Below are 17,166 nucleotides of genomic sequence, written 5' to 3'. Positions count from 1 at the left end.
AATGCGCAAAGCGCATTTATGCCTTATTGCCCCTGGAATTCGTCAGCCTTTCCCACAAATCACCGCGCTTGATCTTTGAGAGCTCGCGCTTAATCGTGCCAATGTTTTCTTTCTTATACCAAAAGAAAAAACTGTTCTGCAGCTTCTTGGTGCGCTCGTCTTTATTCTGTGATACCGGCTTGCCCGTATACGGATGAACGCCAGAGTAATAAATTTCGGTGGCGACGGTCATCGGTGTGGGGGTGAAATCCTGCACCTGTTCGAGATGAAAACCGAGTTCGGCAGTCTCGGTCGCGAGGTCGGCCATGTCTTCTGTGCTCGTACCGGGATGCGAAGAAATAAAGTAGGGAATCAGCTGCTGCTTCTTGCCGATGCGCTGGTTGATTTTTTCGAACTGCCGTTTGAACGCGTGGAAAAGTTTAAACGAAGGTTTGCGCATCACCTTGAGCACGTGGTCGGCCGTGTGCTCAGGCGCAACCTTCAGACGTCCTGACACATGGTTCGCGATCAGCTGTTCGGTGTATTGGCTGAGGCCATTATCGCGGTCGTGTTTTTCGTCCCTGGGTACCAGCATGTCGTAACGAACGCCCGAACCGACGAACGCATGCTTCACCTTCGGGTGGCTTTTTACCATGCGGTAGATCTCGGTGAGTGCGTGGTGGTCGGTGTCGAGGTTCTTGCAGATTTTAGGAAAGATGCACGAAGGCGCGCTGCACCGGTCGCAGATCGAAAGATCTTTGCCCTGCATCTTGTACATGTTGGCCGAAGGGCCGCCCATGTCGCTGATCACGCCCTTGAATTCAGGGTGTTCGGCGAGTGCCTCGAGTTCACGCGCGATACTCTCTTTAGACCGCGAAGCGATGAACTTGCCCTGGTGCGCCGAAATCGTGCAGAAACTACATCCACCAAAACAGCCACGGTGCGTGTTGATCGAAAATTTGATCATCTCGTATGCGGCGATAGGGCCGCGCTTACGGTACTTCGGGTGCGGCATGCGCGTGTAAGGGTATTCAAAGCTGCGATCGAGCGTCGCCGAATCCATCGGTGGGTAAGGGGGATTTATCACAAGCGTGCGATGGTCGACTCTCTGCAAGATGCGCCGTGCGTTGGTCTTGTTTGATTCGCGCTCGATGATCTTGAAATTCTGTGAGTAGACTTTTTTGTCTTTCAGGCAGGTTTCGTGCGGGGTGATCTCCACATCTTGCCAGCTTTTGTTCAGCGGCACATGTTCTGTGAGCAGAGCTGTCTGCGGTACGGTGTTGAGTTTGTTGAACGGTACGCCGCGTTTCACAAGCCGGATAATTTCTTTGAGCGGCAATTCGCCGTTGCCATAGACAAGCAGGTCTGCGCCGGTGTCGGCAAGAATTGTCGGCTTGAGGCTGTCAGACCAGTAGTCGTAGTGCGTCACGCGGCGCAGCGAGGCTTCAATACCGCCGAGCAGCACCGGCACATCGGGGTAAAGTTGTTTCAGAATTTTTGTGTAGGTGTATGAGGCATAGTCGGGACGAAAGCCGCTCGCCCCGCCAGGCGTGTACGCGTCGCTCGAGCGCCTTCGCTTGCGAGCGGTGTAATGGTTCACCATCGAATCCATATTGCCGGCGGTGACGCCGAAGAACAGTCGGGGAGCGCCGAACTTCTTGAAGTCGCGCAAATCGTCGCGCCAGTTGGGCTGCGGAATAATCGCGACGCTGAGGCCCTCAGCTTCGAGCATTCGCCCGATGACCGCCGTGCCAAAAGACGGGTGGTCGACGTACGCATCGCCTGAGACAAGAATCACGTCGAGTTCGCCGGGGCCGAACCCTTTGCGTTCGAGTTCTTCGGCCGTGATGGGCAGCCATTTTCTCGTGTCTAAGAGTTCGGGCACTACCAATACCTCTTTATACCGAGCCTGTCGAAGTTTTTGTTGCTGGTCATGAGTTGCAGGCCCTCGACCTGAGCCTGCGCGGCAAGCATGCGATCAAACGGATCGCGGTGGTCCATCGGTAACTTCTGATAGGCCGCGATATGCTCGAGTTGAATGGGCAAGAACCTGAAAAATTTATCTTGTGCTTCGAATTCGGCAAAATCCCCGGCAGGCGCAGGCAATCTTAATTTACCAATGCTCTGCTTTATTGCCATTTCCCATACACTGACGTGGCTGAAAAGCAGCTCCACTTCGGGATCAAGTAGAGTTTCCAAATGCGATTTTTTCAGCTGCGATTCTGGTTCACCACGAACCCACCACAGCAGAATTTGTGTGTCTATCAAAAGGCGCACTACATATAATCCTTCATCTCTTGTAGCGGGGCATCAAAATCGTCGGCGACCCAGACTGGGCCGAGTTTTGACCCGACGGGGCGACGCTTCTTTGCCTGCGGGTCGGTATATGGCACGAGTTTGACGAGGGGCTTATTCGCCTTTGAGATTATCACTTCTTCGCCGGCCAAGGCGCGCTTAATGAGCTTTGAAAGATGGGTCTTTGCCTCCAGTATATTTGTTGTGGCTGCCACATGGTCAATCTACTTGACCAAGTAGAGCGCGACCACTATTATTCATATTTTTATCATATTTTGGATTTCAGAGCATTGTGCAAAGTATTCGTGTCCCATGCACAAACCTGTAGCTCTCATCACCGGCGCATCGACCGGCATCGGCTATGAAATGGCCAAAATTTTCGCGGCACGCGGTTACGATCTCGTGGTTGTTGCGCGCAGCGCCAAAAACCTCAAAGCATTGCAAGACAATCTTTCACCGCTCGTGAAAGTAACTTCGATACCCCTCGATCTTGCCGCACCCAAAGCGGCGCAGTCTTTGTTTACCAAAACGAAAAAGGCCAAACTCGAGATCGATGTGCTGGTGAACAATGCGGGCTTCGGTTCGAGCGGTCGATTCGTTGATCTCGACCTCAAGCGTGAACTGATGCAGATTGACCTGAACATACGCGTGCTGACTGAGCTCAGCCATATTTACGGCGCCGAAATGGCGAAGAGAAAAAAGGGGCGGATCTTAAACGTAGCGTCTACCGCGGCTTTTCAGCCTGGGCCTTTCATGGCGGTCTACTATGCCACAAAAGCATTCGTGCTGCATTTCTCTGAAGCGATCGCCGACGAGTTGCAACCCCGCGGAGTGCAGGTTTCGGTTCTCTGCCCTGGTGCGACCGTGACAGAATTTGCCGACACCGCCGGTATGCACAAGTCACGGCTCTTCAGTTCAAAACTGATGAAGCCTGCCACAGCAGAAGCAGTCGCGATTTATGGAGTGAATAAATTTCTTAAAGGCAAAACCCTGATCATCCATGGGTTTATGAACAAGATCATGGTTATCTCTGGAAAATTCAGCCCGCGCTTCATCGTGCGCAAGATTGCGGGGTACTTGAACGGCGGTGCTTAAATTTGCATTTCAGGCACATTGCCCTCGATAATTAACCGGCCTTCAGTGGCATTCTTCACCTGCTCGACACTCACTCCCGGCGCAGTCTCGAGCAGTTTGAAACCCTGAGGGGTCACGTCGATAACTGCCAGTTCGGTCACGATCTTCTTCACGCAGCGAACACCTGTCAGTGGCAGCGTGCAGCGCTTAAGCAGTTTTGATTCATTCGCCTTGTTCACATGCTGCATTGCGACGATGATGTTCTTGGCCGAGGCCACGAGGTCCATCGCGCCGCCCATGCCCTTGACCATCTTGCCGGGAATCTTCCAGTTCGCAATATCGCCGTTTTCTGCAACTTCCATCGCGCCCAAAATCGTCAGGTCGACTTTGCGGGCGCGTATCATGCCGAAGCTCATCGCCGAGTCAAAGATCGACGAGCCCGGCAGGGTAGTGATGGTCTGCTTGCCGGCGTTGATGTAGTCGGGGTCTTCTTCACCCTCGTAAGGAAACGGCCCCATGCCCAAAAGGCCGTTTTCTGACTGCAGTACGACGTTTAATCCTTCTGGTATGTAATTCGAAACCAAAGTCGGAATGCCAATGCCCAGGTTGACGTAGTAGCCGTCTTTAACCTCGCACGCGATACGTTTTGCGATACCTGTTTTATCGAGCATGGCTTACCTCTTACGGGTTGTTCTCTGTTCTATGCGCTTCTCATAGCCTGCGCCCTGAAAAATTCTGTGCACATAGATTCCCGGAGTGTGAATATAATTGGGGTCGAGCGTGCCGGCAGGCACCAGTTCTTCAACCTCTGCAATCGTGATCTTGCCGGCCATTGCCATTAAGGGGTTGAAGTTGCGCGCGGTGCCGCGAAATACCAGATTGCCGTGCGTGTCGCCTTTCCAGGCTTTGACGAGCGCGAAATCGATCTGGAAAGCATATTCCATGAGAAATTCTTTTTCGGCGCCATCGACCAGAAATTTGCGTGTCTCTTTGCCCTCGGCGACTTCGGTACCTATACCTGCGGGCGTGAAGATTGCAGGCATACCATAGCCTGCAGCCATGCACCGCGTCGCCAGAGTGCCTTGCGGCACGAGCTCCACATCGAGTTCACCCGAAAGCAGCTGCCGTTCGAATTCAGCATTCTCGCCGACATATGAAGCGATCATCTTTTTCACCTGCCGGGTCTTGAGCAAAAGCCCGATACCGAAATCTTCGACGCCGGCATTGTTAGAGATGCAGGTCAGGTTTTTGACACCCTTCTTAACCAGCGCCGCCAGACAATTTTCAGGAATACCGCAGAGTCCAAACCCACCGATACCCAGCACGGCGCCACTGTGTATATCGGCGATTGCGGCTTCTGCATTGGTGACAGTCTTATTCATCTCAGTGAAAACTCCATGATCGCTCGGTTCGTATTTAGCCCATCGCCCTTAGAATCCGAACAGGCCCCGCGACAGATTCTCGAGTTTGCGCGCGCGGTCTGTGTCTTCGCCGCGAATAGCGAGCGCAGCGAGGTTGGCGAGTGACCGGCGCGTGATTATTTCAAACGGTGCCGGGTCGAGCAGGCGGGTAGAATAGCCGCTGAGGTTTGCGGAAAGCAGCATTTCGAGATTTTGCCGGGTGACGAGCGACCCTTTGTCGAATACGTCGACAAAAATTTCGAGATCTCCCAGTTGCCATTTCAGCAAAAACCTGCCGGGTGTGTTCACGCCATAAAGGGGAAAACCGAGACGTGAACCGGTGATGAGATAGATGACTGCGAGCGACAGGGGAATTCCCGGTACTCGCTCGCACAGGACCAGCTGCGCGGAATGTGATTCTACTTTATTTATTGCACCTTCTTCACCGGCAAGACCTGTACGTTCAAAGATGACCCTGTTCATTGCGCCGAGTATCTCGCGCACGAGTTCAATGTCGTGCATGCGGTTCTTAACCCGCCTTGGGGTGAGCGAACTTGCTTCGAGTTCTTCGCGCAGGTCGACTTCGAGCATATCGAGCGCCGCGCAATATTCGTCCCAGAGATTGAACGCGTCTGAAAAAAGCCCGGTCAGATAGCTCGTGCGTTCGAGTGCCCAGACATCGTTGCCGCTGCGCGGCAGTACCTGCTGCATTTCGTTGCGTACGAACGCCACTGTGTAATCAAGTTCAAGATTTCTAAGTTTATGTCTGACCGCAAAGTCGCTGATCGTGTCGATGTGGCGAAAAATTTCTGCCCACGCCGTCTCTGTTGCGACGAGTTCAACGAAAGCAGCAGATTCATCGACGCTTCGCTCGGCCGCGAGATCGCGCGCGACCTGCGTCAAGAGTGCGGGAATATTATGCGAACGCAGCGCCATTTAAAGTTATCGCCTGCCCATGATCTGGTCCATGCTCTTGAGGGCGCTTTCGATGACGCCGACGGTCATTTCGGGGCCAAGCTTGGGCGAGTCTTTGAGCGCCGAAAGAAAGCCCTTTTTTACGCGTTCTTCGAATTTGGGCAAAAGTCTTTCGCCGGCTTCTTCGACCTTGAGCGCAATGCGGTCTGGCAGGTCGTCAACCGGCTTTTCAATTTCGTCGTAATAGAGCTTGCGGGCGAGAAAATAGACAACCGTGGCTGTTACGACTGAAGTTAAGAGGGCAGTCGGCAGAACGACATAGAGTATCACCTCGGTTATCGGCATACGTTCAAACGAGCATATCCGCACGCGGCGAAAAGTCAATTTCTGGAGGTCTACTGCAAAAGCGCTTGCTCGCGGGTGCGCGAGTCTTGATTGTTGCACCAATGGTTCACGCTCTGCTCATTGCGCTCTATTATCTTCTTTCAGAAGCCCTCATTTATTTTCTGGCGGGGCAGTACATCTACCTCACCGCATCGCCGCTGGTCGTTATTACGCACTTTGCTTCGATCTTGCTGCTGTTCGTGGTTGCAGAACGGCACGCGATGCGCCGCAGCCGGGTGTTTCTGATCACCCTGGGCGCCGTTGCGCTCATAGGTTCATTGGTCGAATACGCGGTTGCACGCAGCCGTTACATCGAAAAATTCGATGCCGACTATTTTCAGCTGCCGGCGAACTACGACGGCATTCTGACTCTCGCGGCGTTCGCACTGCTCGCGCGCTTGCTTGTGGCGGCAATTTTGCTGTTTACGCTGCGGCATCTGCCGAGTGGCCATTTAGAACACCGCAGGCACTGACGGCTTTACGCCCTGTTTCACGGCGCCGAACTGATCGGGTGTCTGTCGCCGATATCGCCTACGCCCCGCTGTCTGCGCATCTGACAGCGCCCGTACTCGCCAACCTGCAGACCTTCGCCGATCTGCTTGAAGCCGAAGCAATGCCCGCAGGTTTTATCGGTGAGTGTACGCGCGCCGACCTTGAATTGCGGCATATTTTTGATTCGGTGTTGCCCGCGATTGCACCCGAAACACGCGAGCGATTTCCGCTGAATGCGGGCGAAGGGCTCAATGTCTTCGATCTCGGCGCCGGTTCAGGTTTGCCGTCGCTACCCCTTGCGATTCTCTATCCGCAGCACAAATTTCACCTGCTCGATGCGCAAGAGAAGCGTTGCCGTTTTGCAGAGTCTGCAGCAGCAAAATTAGGATTGAGTAACGTCACGGTCTACCACGGCGTCGTGCAGGATTTTCCCAAAAAATACGCTGCCGCGCCGAAGGCCGACGTTGTCGTTTTCAGAGCGTTCAGAAAGATACTCGCTTCACTGGAGTTGGCTTTGCATGTGTTGAGCGCAGCGCCAAAAGACCGGCAACGGCCTGGATCCGCAAAATCGGACGGGCCTCGAAGTTTGCCCGCGTCGTTTCAGAAAACGCCGCAACAAACTTCTGCTAAAGCGCCCGAAGCGGGCTGCCCGCCGAATTTTGCGGGGCCGTTGCGGTCTGAGGCGATTGCTTTGCAATCGCCAAAATTGCTTTACTGGCGGTCTCAGAGAGTGCCATTTTCTGCCGCTGGAGAGCAGCGTGTGACAGACCTCGGGTACAAAACAGAATCATTTGTTAAATTTGAATCCGCTGCGAGTGTATTGCCGCGGGGGCTTTATACGTTCGCGCACGAAACGGCTGCTAAAAAACCGTACCCCCGCTCGTGGAAAAAAATCTCAGCCGACACGCTCGTTGATACAGAGTCATAATGAAAGTAGTGGCATTGGCAAACCAGAAAGGTGGCGTCGGCAAAACGACGACGACGATCAATCTCGGCGCATACCTCGCGAACGAAGGGCAGCGCGTGCTGATCATCGATATCGACCCTCAGGGTAATGCCGGCAGCGGCCTCGGCCTTAACATCGCCGAGGCTAAGAATACCATATACCACTGGCTGATTGGTACCGACGATACCTCGCCGGCGCAACCGACCAATCAGCCGAACCTGAAAATAATACCCGCGAATATCGACCTTTCGGGTTTTGAAATTGACGTGCGCGACAACGCGAATCGCGACTTCGTGCTCAAAGACCGGCTCAAAACACTCGCCAACGATTTTGATTTTGTGCTTATCGACTGCCCGCCAAGCCTCGGCATTCTCACCATCAACGCGCTCACCGCTGCCAATTCGGTGCTGATTCCGCTGCAGTGCGAATATTTCGCGCTCGAAGGGTTAACGCAGCTCTTGCGCATCATCAATCTTGTGCGCACGAAACTCAATACTGCGCTCGAAATCGAGGGTGTGCTGCTCACCATGTTCGATGCGCGCACGCGCCTTGCCTCTCAGGTGGTGCAAGATGTGCGCGAACATTTCAAGAAACAGGTATATGACGTGATTATACCGCGAAACGTCAAACTGTCTGAGGCGCCGTCATTCGGGCAGCCGATCAGTGTTTACGATCCGCAGTCGACGGGGGCAATCGCCTATAAGACACTCGCAAAAGATCTGCTCAGCCGGCAGAAGGTGGCCGTATGAGCAAACCGCAGGGTAAGGTACTCGGGCGGGGCCTGTCGAACCTGCTCGACAGTTCAGCGGTGCCCGATGCGGGCGAACGCGTGCAAGAGATTGAGATCGCGAAGATCAAGCCAAACCCTGAAAATCCCCGCAAGAAATTTGACCGTACTGCGATAGAAGAGCTCGCGCAGACAATAAAGCAGCATGGGCTATTGCAGCCGATTCTGGTGCAGAAGCAGGGCGACATCTATGTGGTGATCTCTGGCGAGCGTCGCCTGCGTTCGCTGATGAGCCTCGGCTACCCCAAAGCGCCCTGTATCGTCAAAGAATTCGACCGCAAAAAAACGCTCGAAGTGTCGCTCATCGAAAACATTCAGCGTGAACAACTCGACCCGATAGAAGAAGCCAGCGTCTACAAATCGCTCATCGCCGACTATGCAATGACGCAAGAAGATCTGGCGAATCAGGTCGGCAAGAACCGCGCGACAATTGCCAATCGGCTGCGGCTTCTGGGTTTACCCGAGCATATTCAGGCGGCGATCGCCGATGGCCGCCTCACCGAAGGGCAGGCGCGGCCGCTGCTCGCGGTCAAAAATGCGGAACTGCAGATGAAGCTCTTTCGGGAAATTACCGAAAACGGGCTGAATGCGCGCGCCATCGAGGCGCGTGCGCGTGCGTTGAGCAATCCTAAAGAAGATAAAAAAAATGCCAAGGGCAAAAAGTCCGATGCGAATATTCGTGCGGTGGCGCAAAAGGTCGAAGAGCATACCGGTATGCGCACGCGCATCAACTATAACCCTCAGAAAAAGAGCGGCAGCATCACGATCGATTTTTTTTCACCCGACGACCTTGAGAAACTGCTCAAGATGATGGGGCTCAGGCGCGTCTCGCTTTGATTATGGCAGATTCGAATCGCAATTTCTTAAACGCTGTAACGCGTGGCGCCGCGCATTATACCCCCGGCGAGCAGGTCAACGAACCCGGTTGGATAAAACTCAACACCAACGAGAGCCCGCTGCCGCCCTCACCGAATGTGTTTCGCGTGATGGCCGAGCTCGTGGGCCAGGGCGATATTTTGCGCAAATACAGCCACCCCTTGGGTGAGCCGCTGCTCGGTGCGCTCGCTGATTACTGGAAACTCAGCAAAGAGCATCTCATCGTGACGAACGGGTCTGACGAAGCGCTGACACTCATCTGCCGCGCGACCCTCGGGCCCGAACGCCCGGCTGTTTTTCCCGCGGTGACGTATAGTCTCTACGGCACACTTGTCACGAATGCCGGCGCCTCATATACTGAGGTGCCGATGGTCGAAAGAATCGGGCAACCCTACGGTATCGATATCGATGCTCTGGCGAAATTCGACGGCCATGCCATTTTTCTCGCCAACCCCAATGCCATTACGGGCGAGTACACCGATGCCGCAAAGCTCGCAGAAGTGATCGCAGCCTCGAATTCTCTTTGGGTTGTCGATGAAGCATACAATGATTTTGCCGGGCCGAAGGCGACGATGATGCAGTATATCGAAAAGCTGCAGAATCTTATCGTTACCCGCACGTTCTCGAAAACGCATGCGCTTGCAGGCCTCAGGGTTGGCTACCTCGCCTCGGGTAACCGAGGCCTGATTCAAGGTCTTTTGGCGCATAAAGATTCTTATAACGAAGATGCTTTGGCCACGCGGCTTGCGGCGGCCGCACTCGCCGATACGGCCTGGCATGAGCGCACAATTCGCGCCGTGCTGACCGGGCGTGAATTCTTGCGCTCTGAACTCACTGCACTGGGGTTTACCTGTTTTGATTCTGAGGCAAATTATATTCTGGCGCGCGAACCAAAGAATCTTGTGGCTCCCAAGATTGTGCAGCGCCTGCGGGATTATAAGATTCTGGTACGGCATTATGCCGGTTCGCAGTTCGCGGATTGTATTCGTTTCAGCGTCGGCGCAGAAGGCGAGAACGCGAAGCTCATTGGCTCGTTAAAAGAAATTCTCAGAGGCGCATGAGATACAAAGTCATGTCGTGGCTGCGGCTCAGCCGCAAAACCCCTCAAAGCGAACCTGAAGCGGCGCATGACTGGTACGAGCACCACATTGTGACGCTCACAAAACATGAAAAGTTTCGTGCGAAAGATGCAGGGGTGCCTCTGTTCGGCAATAAACCGGTTTGGGTGCACCTCTACCCGCGCAATGAACGCGACCTGATTGAGCTCTTGCAGAAATATGACATTCACCCTTTGACGGTCGAAGATATTTTCAACAGCTCGAACCGTATCAAGCGCGAAAAGTTTCCGCACTACACTTACCTTTGCTTTCGGGGAGTTCACCTGGCGGGCAGTTATATCACGACGAAAGATTTCAACTTTATTATCACGAAAAAAACCATCATCACGGTTTCAGAAAGCGAGCGCACGACGATCGATAAGCTGCTTGCCGACAAGGCGCTCTGCCGCGACCTGCTGCGCAAAGGGCCTGAATTCATTCTGCACCGCATTCTCGACGTCGAAACTGACCATACGCTTCACATTGTGCATGAAATCGATCTGGCGTTTGAACGCTGCGAAGGGGCGCTGATGGCGCACAGCGCAAGCCTCGATATATCCATGGTATTCGAGCTGAAATCGTCGCTCGCCCTCATCAAAAAACTGATTCTGACGCACAAAGAAATCTTTGACGAGATGCACCAGCACGACTTGAAGCATTTTTCACCCGAATCGCAGGCGTTCTTTCGCGACGTGCGCGACCATGCGATCAAGATTATCGATACCATCGACGGCATCGTGCAGGCAATCGCTTCGGCGATTGAAGCCTATAATACAATTTCAACGAAGCGCACGAACGACATCATTCGCATACTCACGATCATGACGGCGATTATGCTGCCGCTCACGCTGGTTACCGGCTATTTTGGCATGAACTTCAAACACCTGCCCATGACCGAAGACCACAATGGCTACCTGAAAACCATAATTGGAATGGCTATTCTCGCAGGTGTCATGATGGTCTTTTTTCTCAAAAAGCGTTGGCTCTGAGGATTAATCTTCTGCAGGCAGGTCGGGCAGTGGGCGAAAGATTTTGCTTCGCTCGAAGTCGGCGAGTTCGGTTTCGGCCGGCGCATTCGGCGCCTTTATGTAGCCTGCTTTTTCGGCGTCTGCGATTCTCGATGCATCGATTTCAAAGAATAGTTCCCGGTGGTAGGTAGGGCATTTGCCGCATGCCTGACAGGTCGGCTGGTTTCTGAAAAAACTGCGGTAAATGACTAGCTTGCGCTCTTTTAGAGCTACTGATGTTGCTTCAGTGCCTGGCGCGATAAACTTGATTTCAGCCCCGGTTTTTGCGCAGAGCGGGCCGCCGACATAAGTTCGCTGAACCCATACGGTTTCGACTGCCGACAGATCTGCAGCCGCAAAGAGTACGAGCAGCAGCAGCGGCTTGTGCATCAGCTGCGTCCGATTTTTTTCATAACCTGCGCCGCGATATAGGTGCCGATGCCGCGTGAAACGAGGCGTGTGCTGAAAACCATCAGCTTGTTCTTGAACCCTGCGACAACCACGGACTTTTTGCCGAGCGCTTCTAGCGCTGCCGTGACAACCGGGCCGACCGGCATCGAACCCGGCACGGGCCCCGTGTCTGCCACGTTGGCAAATTCGGTCTGTGTCGCACCGGGGCAGAGCGTTAATACATCCACCTTGTGCTTTTTCAACTCATAGTGCAAACCTTCGCCGAGTAACAGGTCGTAAGCCTTCGTCGCTGCGTAGTGGCTCATGTAAGGCACGCCCTGAAACGAGACAACCGAACTCACCATGATGATGCCCCCGCGGCGGTGCGATGCCATCGCGCGGCCGAACTCGTGCGCAATAATCAGCGGGGCGCGGCAGTTGACGTCGAGCATCGCAACCTCACGTTCGAGGTCGTTTTCGGTGAATTCACCGGCAATACCGAACCCCGCGTTATTGATCACGAGACCTATATTGAGTTTTGCCGTCTGCTTCTTGAGCACTGCCATAAAGTTGGGTTTGCCCAAATCGAGCGGCACAACTTTGACCTGAATGCCATGTTCAACCTTGAGCGCAGTTGCGAGTTCATTCAACCGGTCGCGGCGCCGGGCGACGAGAATCAGGTCGAGCTTTTCAGCAGCGAGCTGGCGCGCGAATTCAGCGCCAAGCCCACTCGATGCCCCGGTGATCAGAGCCCAGGCGCCGTAGCGGTTGCGAAAATCGGTCATAGTGTACCATCCCTAAAAAACGTGCAGCAACTCGCCGGCCAAAGGCGACGGTCGCTGCTGCAAATGGGGTTTGAATCTGCTCAGCGGCCGTCAAGATTTTCGTGAGGAGTGCAAGTGCCTCTGAAAAAATCGCCTTATGACTTCGCTACGCGAGCGCCCTCAGAGTTATGTAGCCGTATTTTACTCTACTCGTTGACAATGTGTCTAAGAGACATACTTTCTCGTAAGTTCTGAGGTTGGCATCAAGTTTGCTGACCAAGCAACAAGAGGGACGGCGGCACAAGCGTAATCGCAGGCCTGAGATCCCGCTGACTACAGACAACAGGAGAAAATATGGCAAAATTAAAGTTCGGCTCGTGGAAAGAAGTCATCGATTTCGCAAAAAAAAGCGGCGTGCTCTTCTACGACTTCCGTTTTTCTGACATAGGCGGTGCATGGCACCATGTGTCGTATCACTCAGATTCTATCACCGAAGACTCATTCAAGGGTCTGCCGTTCGATGGCAGCTCGATCACCAAATGGCAGCCGATTAACCAGTCTGACATGCAGCTGATTCCCGATCTCGAAGGCGCGTTCTTAGACCCGTTCACCGCTGATGTCACCCTCGTGATCTTCTGTGACGTCTACGACATCTATAAGAAGCAGATGTACGAAAAGTGCCCACGCTCAATCGCGAAAAAGGCGCTCGAATACCTCAAGTCAACCGGTCTCGGCGATACGGCATTCTTTGGCCCTGAAAACGAATTTTTCATTTTTGACTCGATTCGTGTGCGCGACGATATCAACTGCCAGTACCACGAAATCGACAGTAACGAAGGTTCGTGGAACACCGCAACTGCGCAATACAACGACGGCCACAACCTCGGCCACCGTCCTGGCACCAAAGGCGGTTACTTTCCCGTTTCACCGCGCGACTCTCAGGTCGATATACGCGCTGAAATCGTAAAGACGCTGCACCAGATCGGCCTGGAAACATTCGTGGTTCACCACGAAGTTGCGCAGGCACAGGGCGAAATCGGCGTTAAGTACGGCACGCTCATCGAAGCTGCGGATAACGTGCAGAAGCTTAAGTACGTCGTGAAAAACGTCGCGAAGCGCCATGGCAAGACCGCAACGTTCATGCCGAAGCCCCTCTTCGGTGACAACGGCAACGGTATGCACGTTCACCAGTCAATCTGGAAAGGCGGCGAAAACCAGTTCGCGGGCGACAAATACCAAGACCTGAGTGATTTTGCACTCAACTACGTAGGCGGAGTTCTCAAGTACGCGCGCGCGATCGCCGCATTCTCGAATGCTTCGACCAACTCATACAAGCGTCTGATACCCGGTTTCGAAGCACCTTCGATTCTGACCTACTCGGCGCAGAACCGTTCGGCTTCTTGCCGCATTCCGTTTGTTTCGGGCGCCAAGGCGAAGCGCGTTGAGTTTCGCTTTCCCGATTCAACCGCAAACCCGTACCTCTGCTTTTCAGCAATGATGATGGCAGGCCTCAAGGGCGTTCAAGACAAGATCGATCCGGGTAAACCGATGGAAGAAGACCTGTTCGAACTCTCGCTCGACGAGATTCGCGAAAAGGGTATTCAGCAGATGCCCCACACTCTGCGCGAAGCCGTTGAAACCATGCTCACAAACCGTGCGGTGTTTGAGCAGGGTGGCGTGTTCACGAAAGAGTTCATCGATACGTACAAAGAGCTCAAGTTTGAAGCAGAAATCTGGCCATGGGAAGCGCGTCCGCACCCATACGAATTTCTGTCTACTTACAGCTGCTAAAACCAGCGCCGACAAGGCGTGTAAAATAAACGACAAAGGGGCCGAAAGGCCCCTTTGTCGTTTATTGATTTTACGCCATGAATCTACGCTTGTCTCGTCCTGAGTCGATGCAGCCCGTCACGGTCAAATTTCGAAAATTGCATGCCGCCGCTAGCTTGCCCGCACGGCAATCTGAGCATGCGGCTGGCTACGATGTCTACGCATGCCTCGATCACAACCTGACAATCGACCGCGGCAGCATTACACCGGTTGCCACCGGCCTCGCGGTTGAAATCCCCCCTGGATTTCATATTTCGATACGCGCCCGGTCGGGTATGGCCGTCAAACATGGCCTTACGCCGGTGAATACTCCCGGTACGATCGACGCCGATTACCGCGGTGAAATATTCGTACCGCTCATCAATTTGGGGCGCGAAGACTATACGATAAAGCACGGCGACCGTATTGCGCAGCTTTTGCTCGAGCAGACGCACACGATTGTGTGGCAAGAAAGTGAACTCGGCGAGACTGAGCGGGGTGAGGGAAAATTTGGTTCCACAGGTAAGCGCTGACCCTGCCGGTATAATTGATTACCCGCGCCGCCTTGAACCAGGCCATCTGTACTTTGCGTTCGGTGGCGGTGTCGGTCGCTTCGGCACAAATTTTACGGTTTTCCACCTTAACGGTGTTTCTGTTTGGATAGATATCGGTTCGGGTTTTGCGAACCACCACACACCGGGCATGGAGAAAAATCTGCCGAACCGGCAGTTGTTGCTGGGGTTGCCGCCGACCGCCATTTTTCTGACGCATGGCCATGAAGACCACATCGGAGCCTTGCCCCACCTGCGCGACGTCATACCCGAGGGCACTCCTATTTATGCGTCGCCCTTCACGACAGCGCTCATCACGCAGCGCCTCAAAGACCGCGGCGTCGACCCGGCGCGCTGGCAGTTTGAACTGATCGAAGAAGATTCGACTATTGATATTGGCGCCTTTAGGGTCTCAACGTTTTTCATGCCGCATTCGATACCGCAATGCTTTTCCGTTGGCCTCGAGGCCGAAACGCACGATGGCCGCAAGCGCGTGTATTTCAGCAGCGACTTCAAGATGAACGGCGCCGAAATCAGGCACAAGGTCGCGCATCTCAAAAAATTCGCACCAGTCGATTACCTCTTCGTTGACTCGACGGGCTCATTGCAAGAAGGCGAAACAGTCGATGAGCGCGAGGTGCAGCAATCGCTCGAAAAGCTGATCACCCGCACGAGCGGACGCATCTTCATCACCACCTTCGCCTCGCAGGTTGAACGTATCAAAAATCTCGCCGCGACTGCGGCACGGTTAGGGCGCCCAATAGGTTTTATCGGCCGGTCGCTCAAAACCCAGTGGGAGGCTGCGTTTACTGCGAAAGAGGTGTCGTCACCGCTGCACCTTTTGAAACCGCCGCCTTACTCCGCGCAGAATTCGATTTGGCTCGTTGCCGGTTGCCAGGGCGACCGCAACTCTTCATTCACACGGCTTACCCACGGCATTATGCCACGGGTGAAACTCAAAGCGGGCGATACTCTCATCTATTCAGCGAGCATGATTCCCGGCAACGAAGCAAAAATTTATGAGGCGCTGAATCTGGCGGCCGACGCCGGCGTCAAAGTCATCGGCGTCAGCGGCGATGTGCGTGTGCACGCGAGCGGGCATGGCCGCCGTGGCGACATCTTGAAGCTGATCAGCTACCTCAAGCCGCGTCATGTGATGCCGGTGCATGGCGACCCGCTGCACTTTCATGCGTTTCTGCAATTCATCGAGAATGTCAAAGTGAATGTCGCGATCACCGAAGGGCACCGCATCTATGCGCTGCGCGAAGAGCCGGTCTTCATCGAATCGGTGCCCGACGAGACCTGCCTTGTCGAACCCGGTGAAATTCACTTCGGCGAAACCATCTACCGCGAACGCAACCACATGGCCGAGCAGGGCATCTGCCTTGTGGTTCTGCATCCGCAGCGCTTCGAGGTGACAGCTGTCGACTATGTAGGAGTGATGAGCGAAACTAAACTTGCCGAACTCAAGGGCCGGCTGCTCGCAGAAGCGCAGGCGACTGCGGCGGCCGTTGCGGGCAGTCAGGCCGCGCTCCGCGAAAAGAAGTTTCGCGACCGTCTCGGCAGATTTCACGAAGAGACTATCGGCAAGAACCCGTATATTAAACTGATCGCCACCGGAGCCGAGCGATGAATGCTTTGCGCATTATTCCCTGCCTTGACGTCAAAGACGGCCGTGTCGTGAAAGGCGTCAACTTTGTGAACCTGCGTGACGCGGGCGACGCGGTTGAATGCGCGCGGGCGTACGACCGCGAAGGCGCCGACGAGCTCGTGTTTCTCGACATTACCGCTTCATCAGATAAGCGCGCGATCATTCTCGATCTCGTAAAGCACGTGGCCGAACATGTCTTTATACCTTTCTGTGTCGGTGGCGGCATTCGCACCCTCGACGATATGCAACAGATACTCGCCGAGGGTGCCGACAAAATTTCGGTGAATACAGCGGCGTTTGAGAAACCCGAAATTCTGACGCAGGGCGCCGAACACTTCGGCAGCCAGTGCATCGTCTGCGCGATCGATGTGAAATTTAACGGCAGCTTTCACGAGGTATACCTGCATGGCGGTCGAACACCGACCGGCCGCCCGGCGGTCGAATGGGCGCTCGAGGCAGAACGGCGCGGCGCGGGCGAAATTCTGCTGACGTCGATGGATACCGACGGGGCGCGCACCGGCTTTGACCTGAAGATCACGCGCGAAATTACGCAGGCAGTTTCGATTCCCGTTATTGCCTCGGGCGGCGCAGGCAAAATGGAGCACTTCGCCGAGGCGTTTGACGCCGGAGCGCGCGCGGCACTCGCCGCCTCGCTTTTTCACTTCAATGAACTGAAAATACCCGTCTTAAAAGATTACCTGGCTGAGCGCGGTTACCCGATGCGGCGCGAAACCCAGGAATCTGTCTAA

At 54.3% G+C, this 17,166-nt stretch carries 20 protein-coding genes; 11 read left to right on the top strand and 9 right to left on the bottom strand.

Translation table 11 applies throughout. The annotated features are described in order from the left end of the window. Positions 1-16: 16 nt before the first annotated feature. The 3 genes from TURPA_RS20140 to TURPA_RS20130 are packed head-to-tail and all read right to left on the bottom strand — an operon-like array spanning position 17 to position 2,489. A complete protein-coding gene (locus TURPA_RS20140; protein ID WP_014805115.1) occupies positions 17-1,864 on the bottom strand; it encodes a YgiQ family radical SAM protein in 1,848 nt (615 codons plus the stop codon). Beyond that, entirely contained in the window at positions 1,864-2,256 is a 393-nt protein-coding gene (locus TURPA_RS20135) for a type II toxin-antitoxin system VapC family toxin (protein WP_014805114.1), read from the bottom strand. The genes TURPA_RS20140 and TURPA_RS20135 overlap by 1 nt, the downstream gene beginning before the upstream one ends. Next, positions 2,256-2,489: a type II toxin-antitoxin system Phd/YefM family antitoxin gene (locus tag TURPA_RS20130; RefSeq protein ID WP_014805113.1), complete on the bottom strand. Its 234-nt coding sequence runs from the start codon at positions 2,487-2,489 to the stop codon at positions 2,256-2,258. Before TURPA_RS20130 ends, TURPA_RS20135 begins: the two co-directional genes overlap by 1 nt. Before the next feature lie 97 nt (positions 2,490-2,586). On the opposite strand from TURPA_RS20130, the gene TURPA_RS20125 reads away from it, so the two are divergent. After that, on the top strand, positions 2,587-3,369 hold the full coding sequence (locus TURPA_RS20125; protein ID WP_014805112.1) for an SDR family NAD(P)-dependent oxidoreductase: 783 nt from the start codon (positions 2,587-2,589) through the stop codon (positions 3,367-3,369). Here the strand turns inward: TURPA_RS20125 and TURPA_RS20120 are convergent. The 4 genes from TURPA_RS20120 to TURPA_RS20105 are packed head-to-tail and all read right to left on the bottom strand — an operon-like array spanning position 3,366 to position 6,008. Further along, entirely contained in the window at positions 3,366-4,019 is a 654-nt protein-coding gene (locus TURPA_RS20120) for a CoA transferase subunit B (RefSeq protein ID WP_014805111.1), read from the bottom strand. The two genes, TURPA_RS20125 and TURPA_RS20120, sit on opposite strands and share 4 nt — an antisense overlap. Before the next feature lie 3 nt (positions 4,020-4,022). After that, positions 4,023-4,730: a CoA transferase subunit A gene (locus TURPA_RS20115; protein WP_014805110.1), complete on the bottom strand. Its 708-nt coding sequence runs from the start codon at positions 4,728-4,730 to the stop codon at positions 4,023-4,025. Positions 4,731-4,778: 48 nt separating this feature from the next. Continuing rightward, complete coding sequence (locus tag TURPA_RS20110) at positions 4,779-5,684, bottom strand: transglutaminase family protein (protein ID WP_014805109.1); 906 nt, start codon at positions 5,682-5,684, stop codon at positions 4,779-4,781. Positions 5,685-5,690: 6 nt separating this feature from the next. Next, entirely contained in the window at positions 5,691-6,008 is a 318-nt protein-coding gene (locus TURPA_RS20105) for a hypothetical protein (RefSeq protein ID WP_014805108.1), read from the bottom strand. 101 nt (positions 6,009-6,109) lie between these two features. Here TURPA_RS20105 and TURPA_RS20100 point away from each other — a divergent pair, with 101 nt between their 5' ends. From TURPA_RS20100 to TURPA_RS20075, 6 genes are read left to right on the top strand one after another with little or no spacing between them, the layout of a single operon-like run. Continuing rightward, positions 6,110-6,520: a hypothetical protein gene (locus tag TURPA_RS20100; protein ID WP_014805107.1), complete on the top strand. Its 411-nt coding sequence runs from the start codon at positions 6,110-6,112 to the stop codon at positions 6,518-6,520. A gap of 38 nt (positions 6,521-6,558) precedes the next feature. Continuing rightward, on the top strand, positions 6,559-7,467 hold the full coding sequence (locus TURPA_RS22380) for a 16S rRNA (guanine(527)-N(7))-methyltransferase RsmG (RefSeq protein WP_014805106.1): 909 nt from the start codon (positions 6,559-6,561) through the stop codon (positions 7,465-7,467). Next, positions 7,464-8,234, top strand: coding sequence for a ParA family protein (locus TURPA_RS20090; protein ID WP_041948731.1), 771 nt, complete (start codon positions 7,464-7,466; stop codon positions 8,232-8,234). The genes TURPA_RS22380 and TURPA_RS20090 overlap by 4 nt, the downstream gene beginning before the upstream one ends. After that, positions 8,231-9,109 carry a ParB/RepB/Spo0J family partition protein gene (locus TURPA_RS20085; protein ID WP_014805104.1) on the top strand — a complete coding sequence of 293 codons (879 nt, stop codon included), beginning with the start codon at positions 8,231-8,233 and terminating at the stop codon, positions 9,107-9,109. The genes TURPA_RS20090 and TURPA_RS20085 overlap by 4 nt, the downstream gene beginning before the upstream one ends. A gap of 2 nt (positions 9,110-9,111) precedes the next feature. Further along, positions 9,112-10,209: a pyridoxal phosphate-dependent aminotransferase gene (locus TURPA_RS20080; protein ID WP_014805103.1), complete on the top strand. Its 1,098-nt coding sequence runs from the start codon at positions 9,112-9,114 to the stop codon at positions 10,207-10,209. After that, positions 10,206-11,234, top strand: coding sequence for a magnesium transporter CorA family protein (locus TURPA_RS20075; RefSeq protein ID WP_014805102.1), 1,029 nt, complete (start codon positions 10,206-10,208; stop codon positions 11,232-11,234). The genes TURPA_RS20080 and TURPA_RS20075 overlap by 4 nt, the downstream gene beginning before the upstream one ends. Positions 11,235-11,237: 3 nt before the next feature. On the opposite strand, the gene TURPA_RS20070 is transcribed toward TURPA_RS20075, so the two are convergent. Beyond that, a complete protein-coding gene (locus TURPA_RS20070) occupies positions 11,238-11,642 on the bottom strand; it encodes a hypothetical protein (RefSeq protein WP_014805101.1) in 405 nt (134 codons plus the stop codon). After that, positions 11,642-12,427: an SDR family NAD(P)-dependent oxidoreductase gene (locus TURPA_RS20065; RefSeq protein ID WP_014805100.1), complete on the bottom strand. Its 786-nt coding sequence runs from the start codon at positions 12,425-12,427 to the stop codon at positions 11,642-11,644. The genes TURPA_RS20070 and TURPA_RS20065 overlap by 1 nt, the downstream gene beginning before the upstream one ends. 333 nt (positions 12,428-12,760) lie before the next feature. On the opposite strand from TURPA_RS20065, the gene glnA reads away from it, so the two are divergent. The 4 genes from glnA to hisF all read left to right on the top strand — a co-directional run bounded on the left by glnA (position 12,761) and on the right by hisF (position 17,166). Next, a complete protein-coding gene (gene glnA, locus TURPA_RS20060; RefSeq protein ID WP_014805099.1) occupies positions 12,761-14,197 on the top strand; it encodes a type I glutamate--ammonia ligase in 1,437 nt (478 codons plus the stop codon). A 107-nt stretch (positions 14,198-14,304) separates the two neighbouring features. Continuing rightward, on the top strand, positions 14,305-14,748 hold the full coding sequence (gene dut, locus TURPA_RS20055; RefSeq protein ID WP_014805098.1) for a dUTP diphosphatase: 444 nt from the start codon (positions 14,305-14,307) through the stop codon (positions 14,746-14,748). Next, positions 14,726-16,399, top strand: coding sequence for an MBL fold metallo-hydrolase (locus TURPA_RS20050; RefSeq protein ID WP_014805097.1), 1,674 nt, complete (start codon positions 14,726-14,728; stop codon positions 16,397-16,399). Before dut ends, TURPA_RS20050 begins: the two co-directional genes overlap by 23 nt. Next, the gene (hisF, locus tag TURPA_RS20045; protein ID WP_014805096.1) at positions 16,396-17,166 is read left to right on the top strand and encodes an imidazole glycerol phosphate synthase subunit HisF; all 771 of its coding nucleotides are present in this window, start codon (positions 16,396-16,398) and stop codon (positions 17,164-17,166) included. Before TURPA_RS20050 ends, hisF begins: the two co-directional genes overlap by 4 nt.

Source organism: Turneriella parva DSM 21527 (assembly GCF_000266885.1).
In the GTDB taxonomy this organism is placed as follows: Bacteria; Spirochaetota; Leptospiria; order Turneriellales; family Turneriellaceae; genus Turneriella; species Turneriella parva.
The sequence above is the reverse complement of the archived record's forward strand: the minus strand, read 5'-3'. Positions and strand labels throughout refer to the sequence as shown.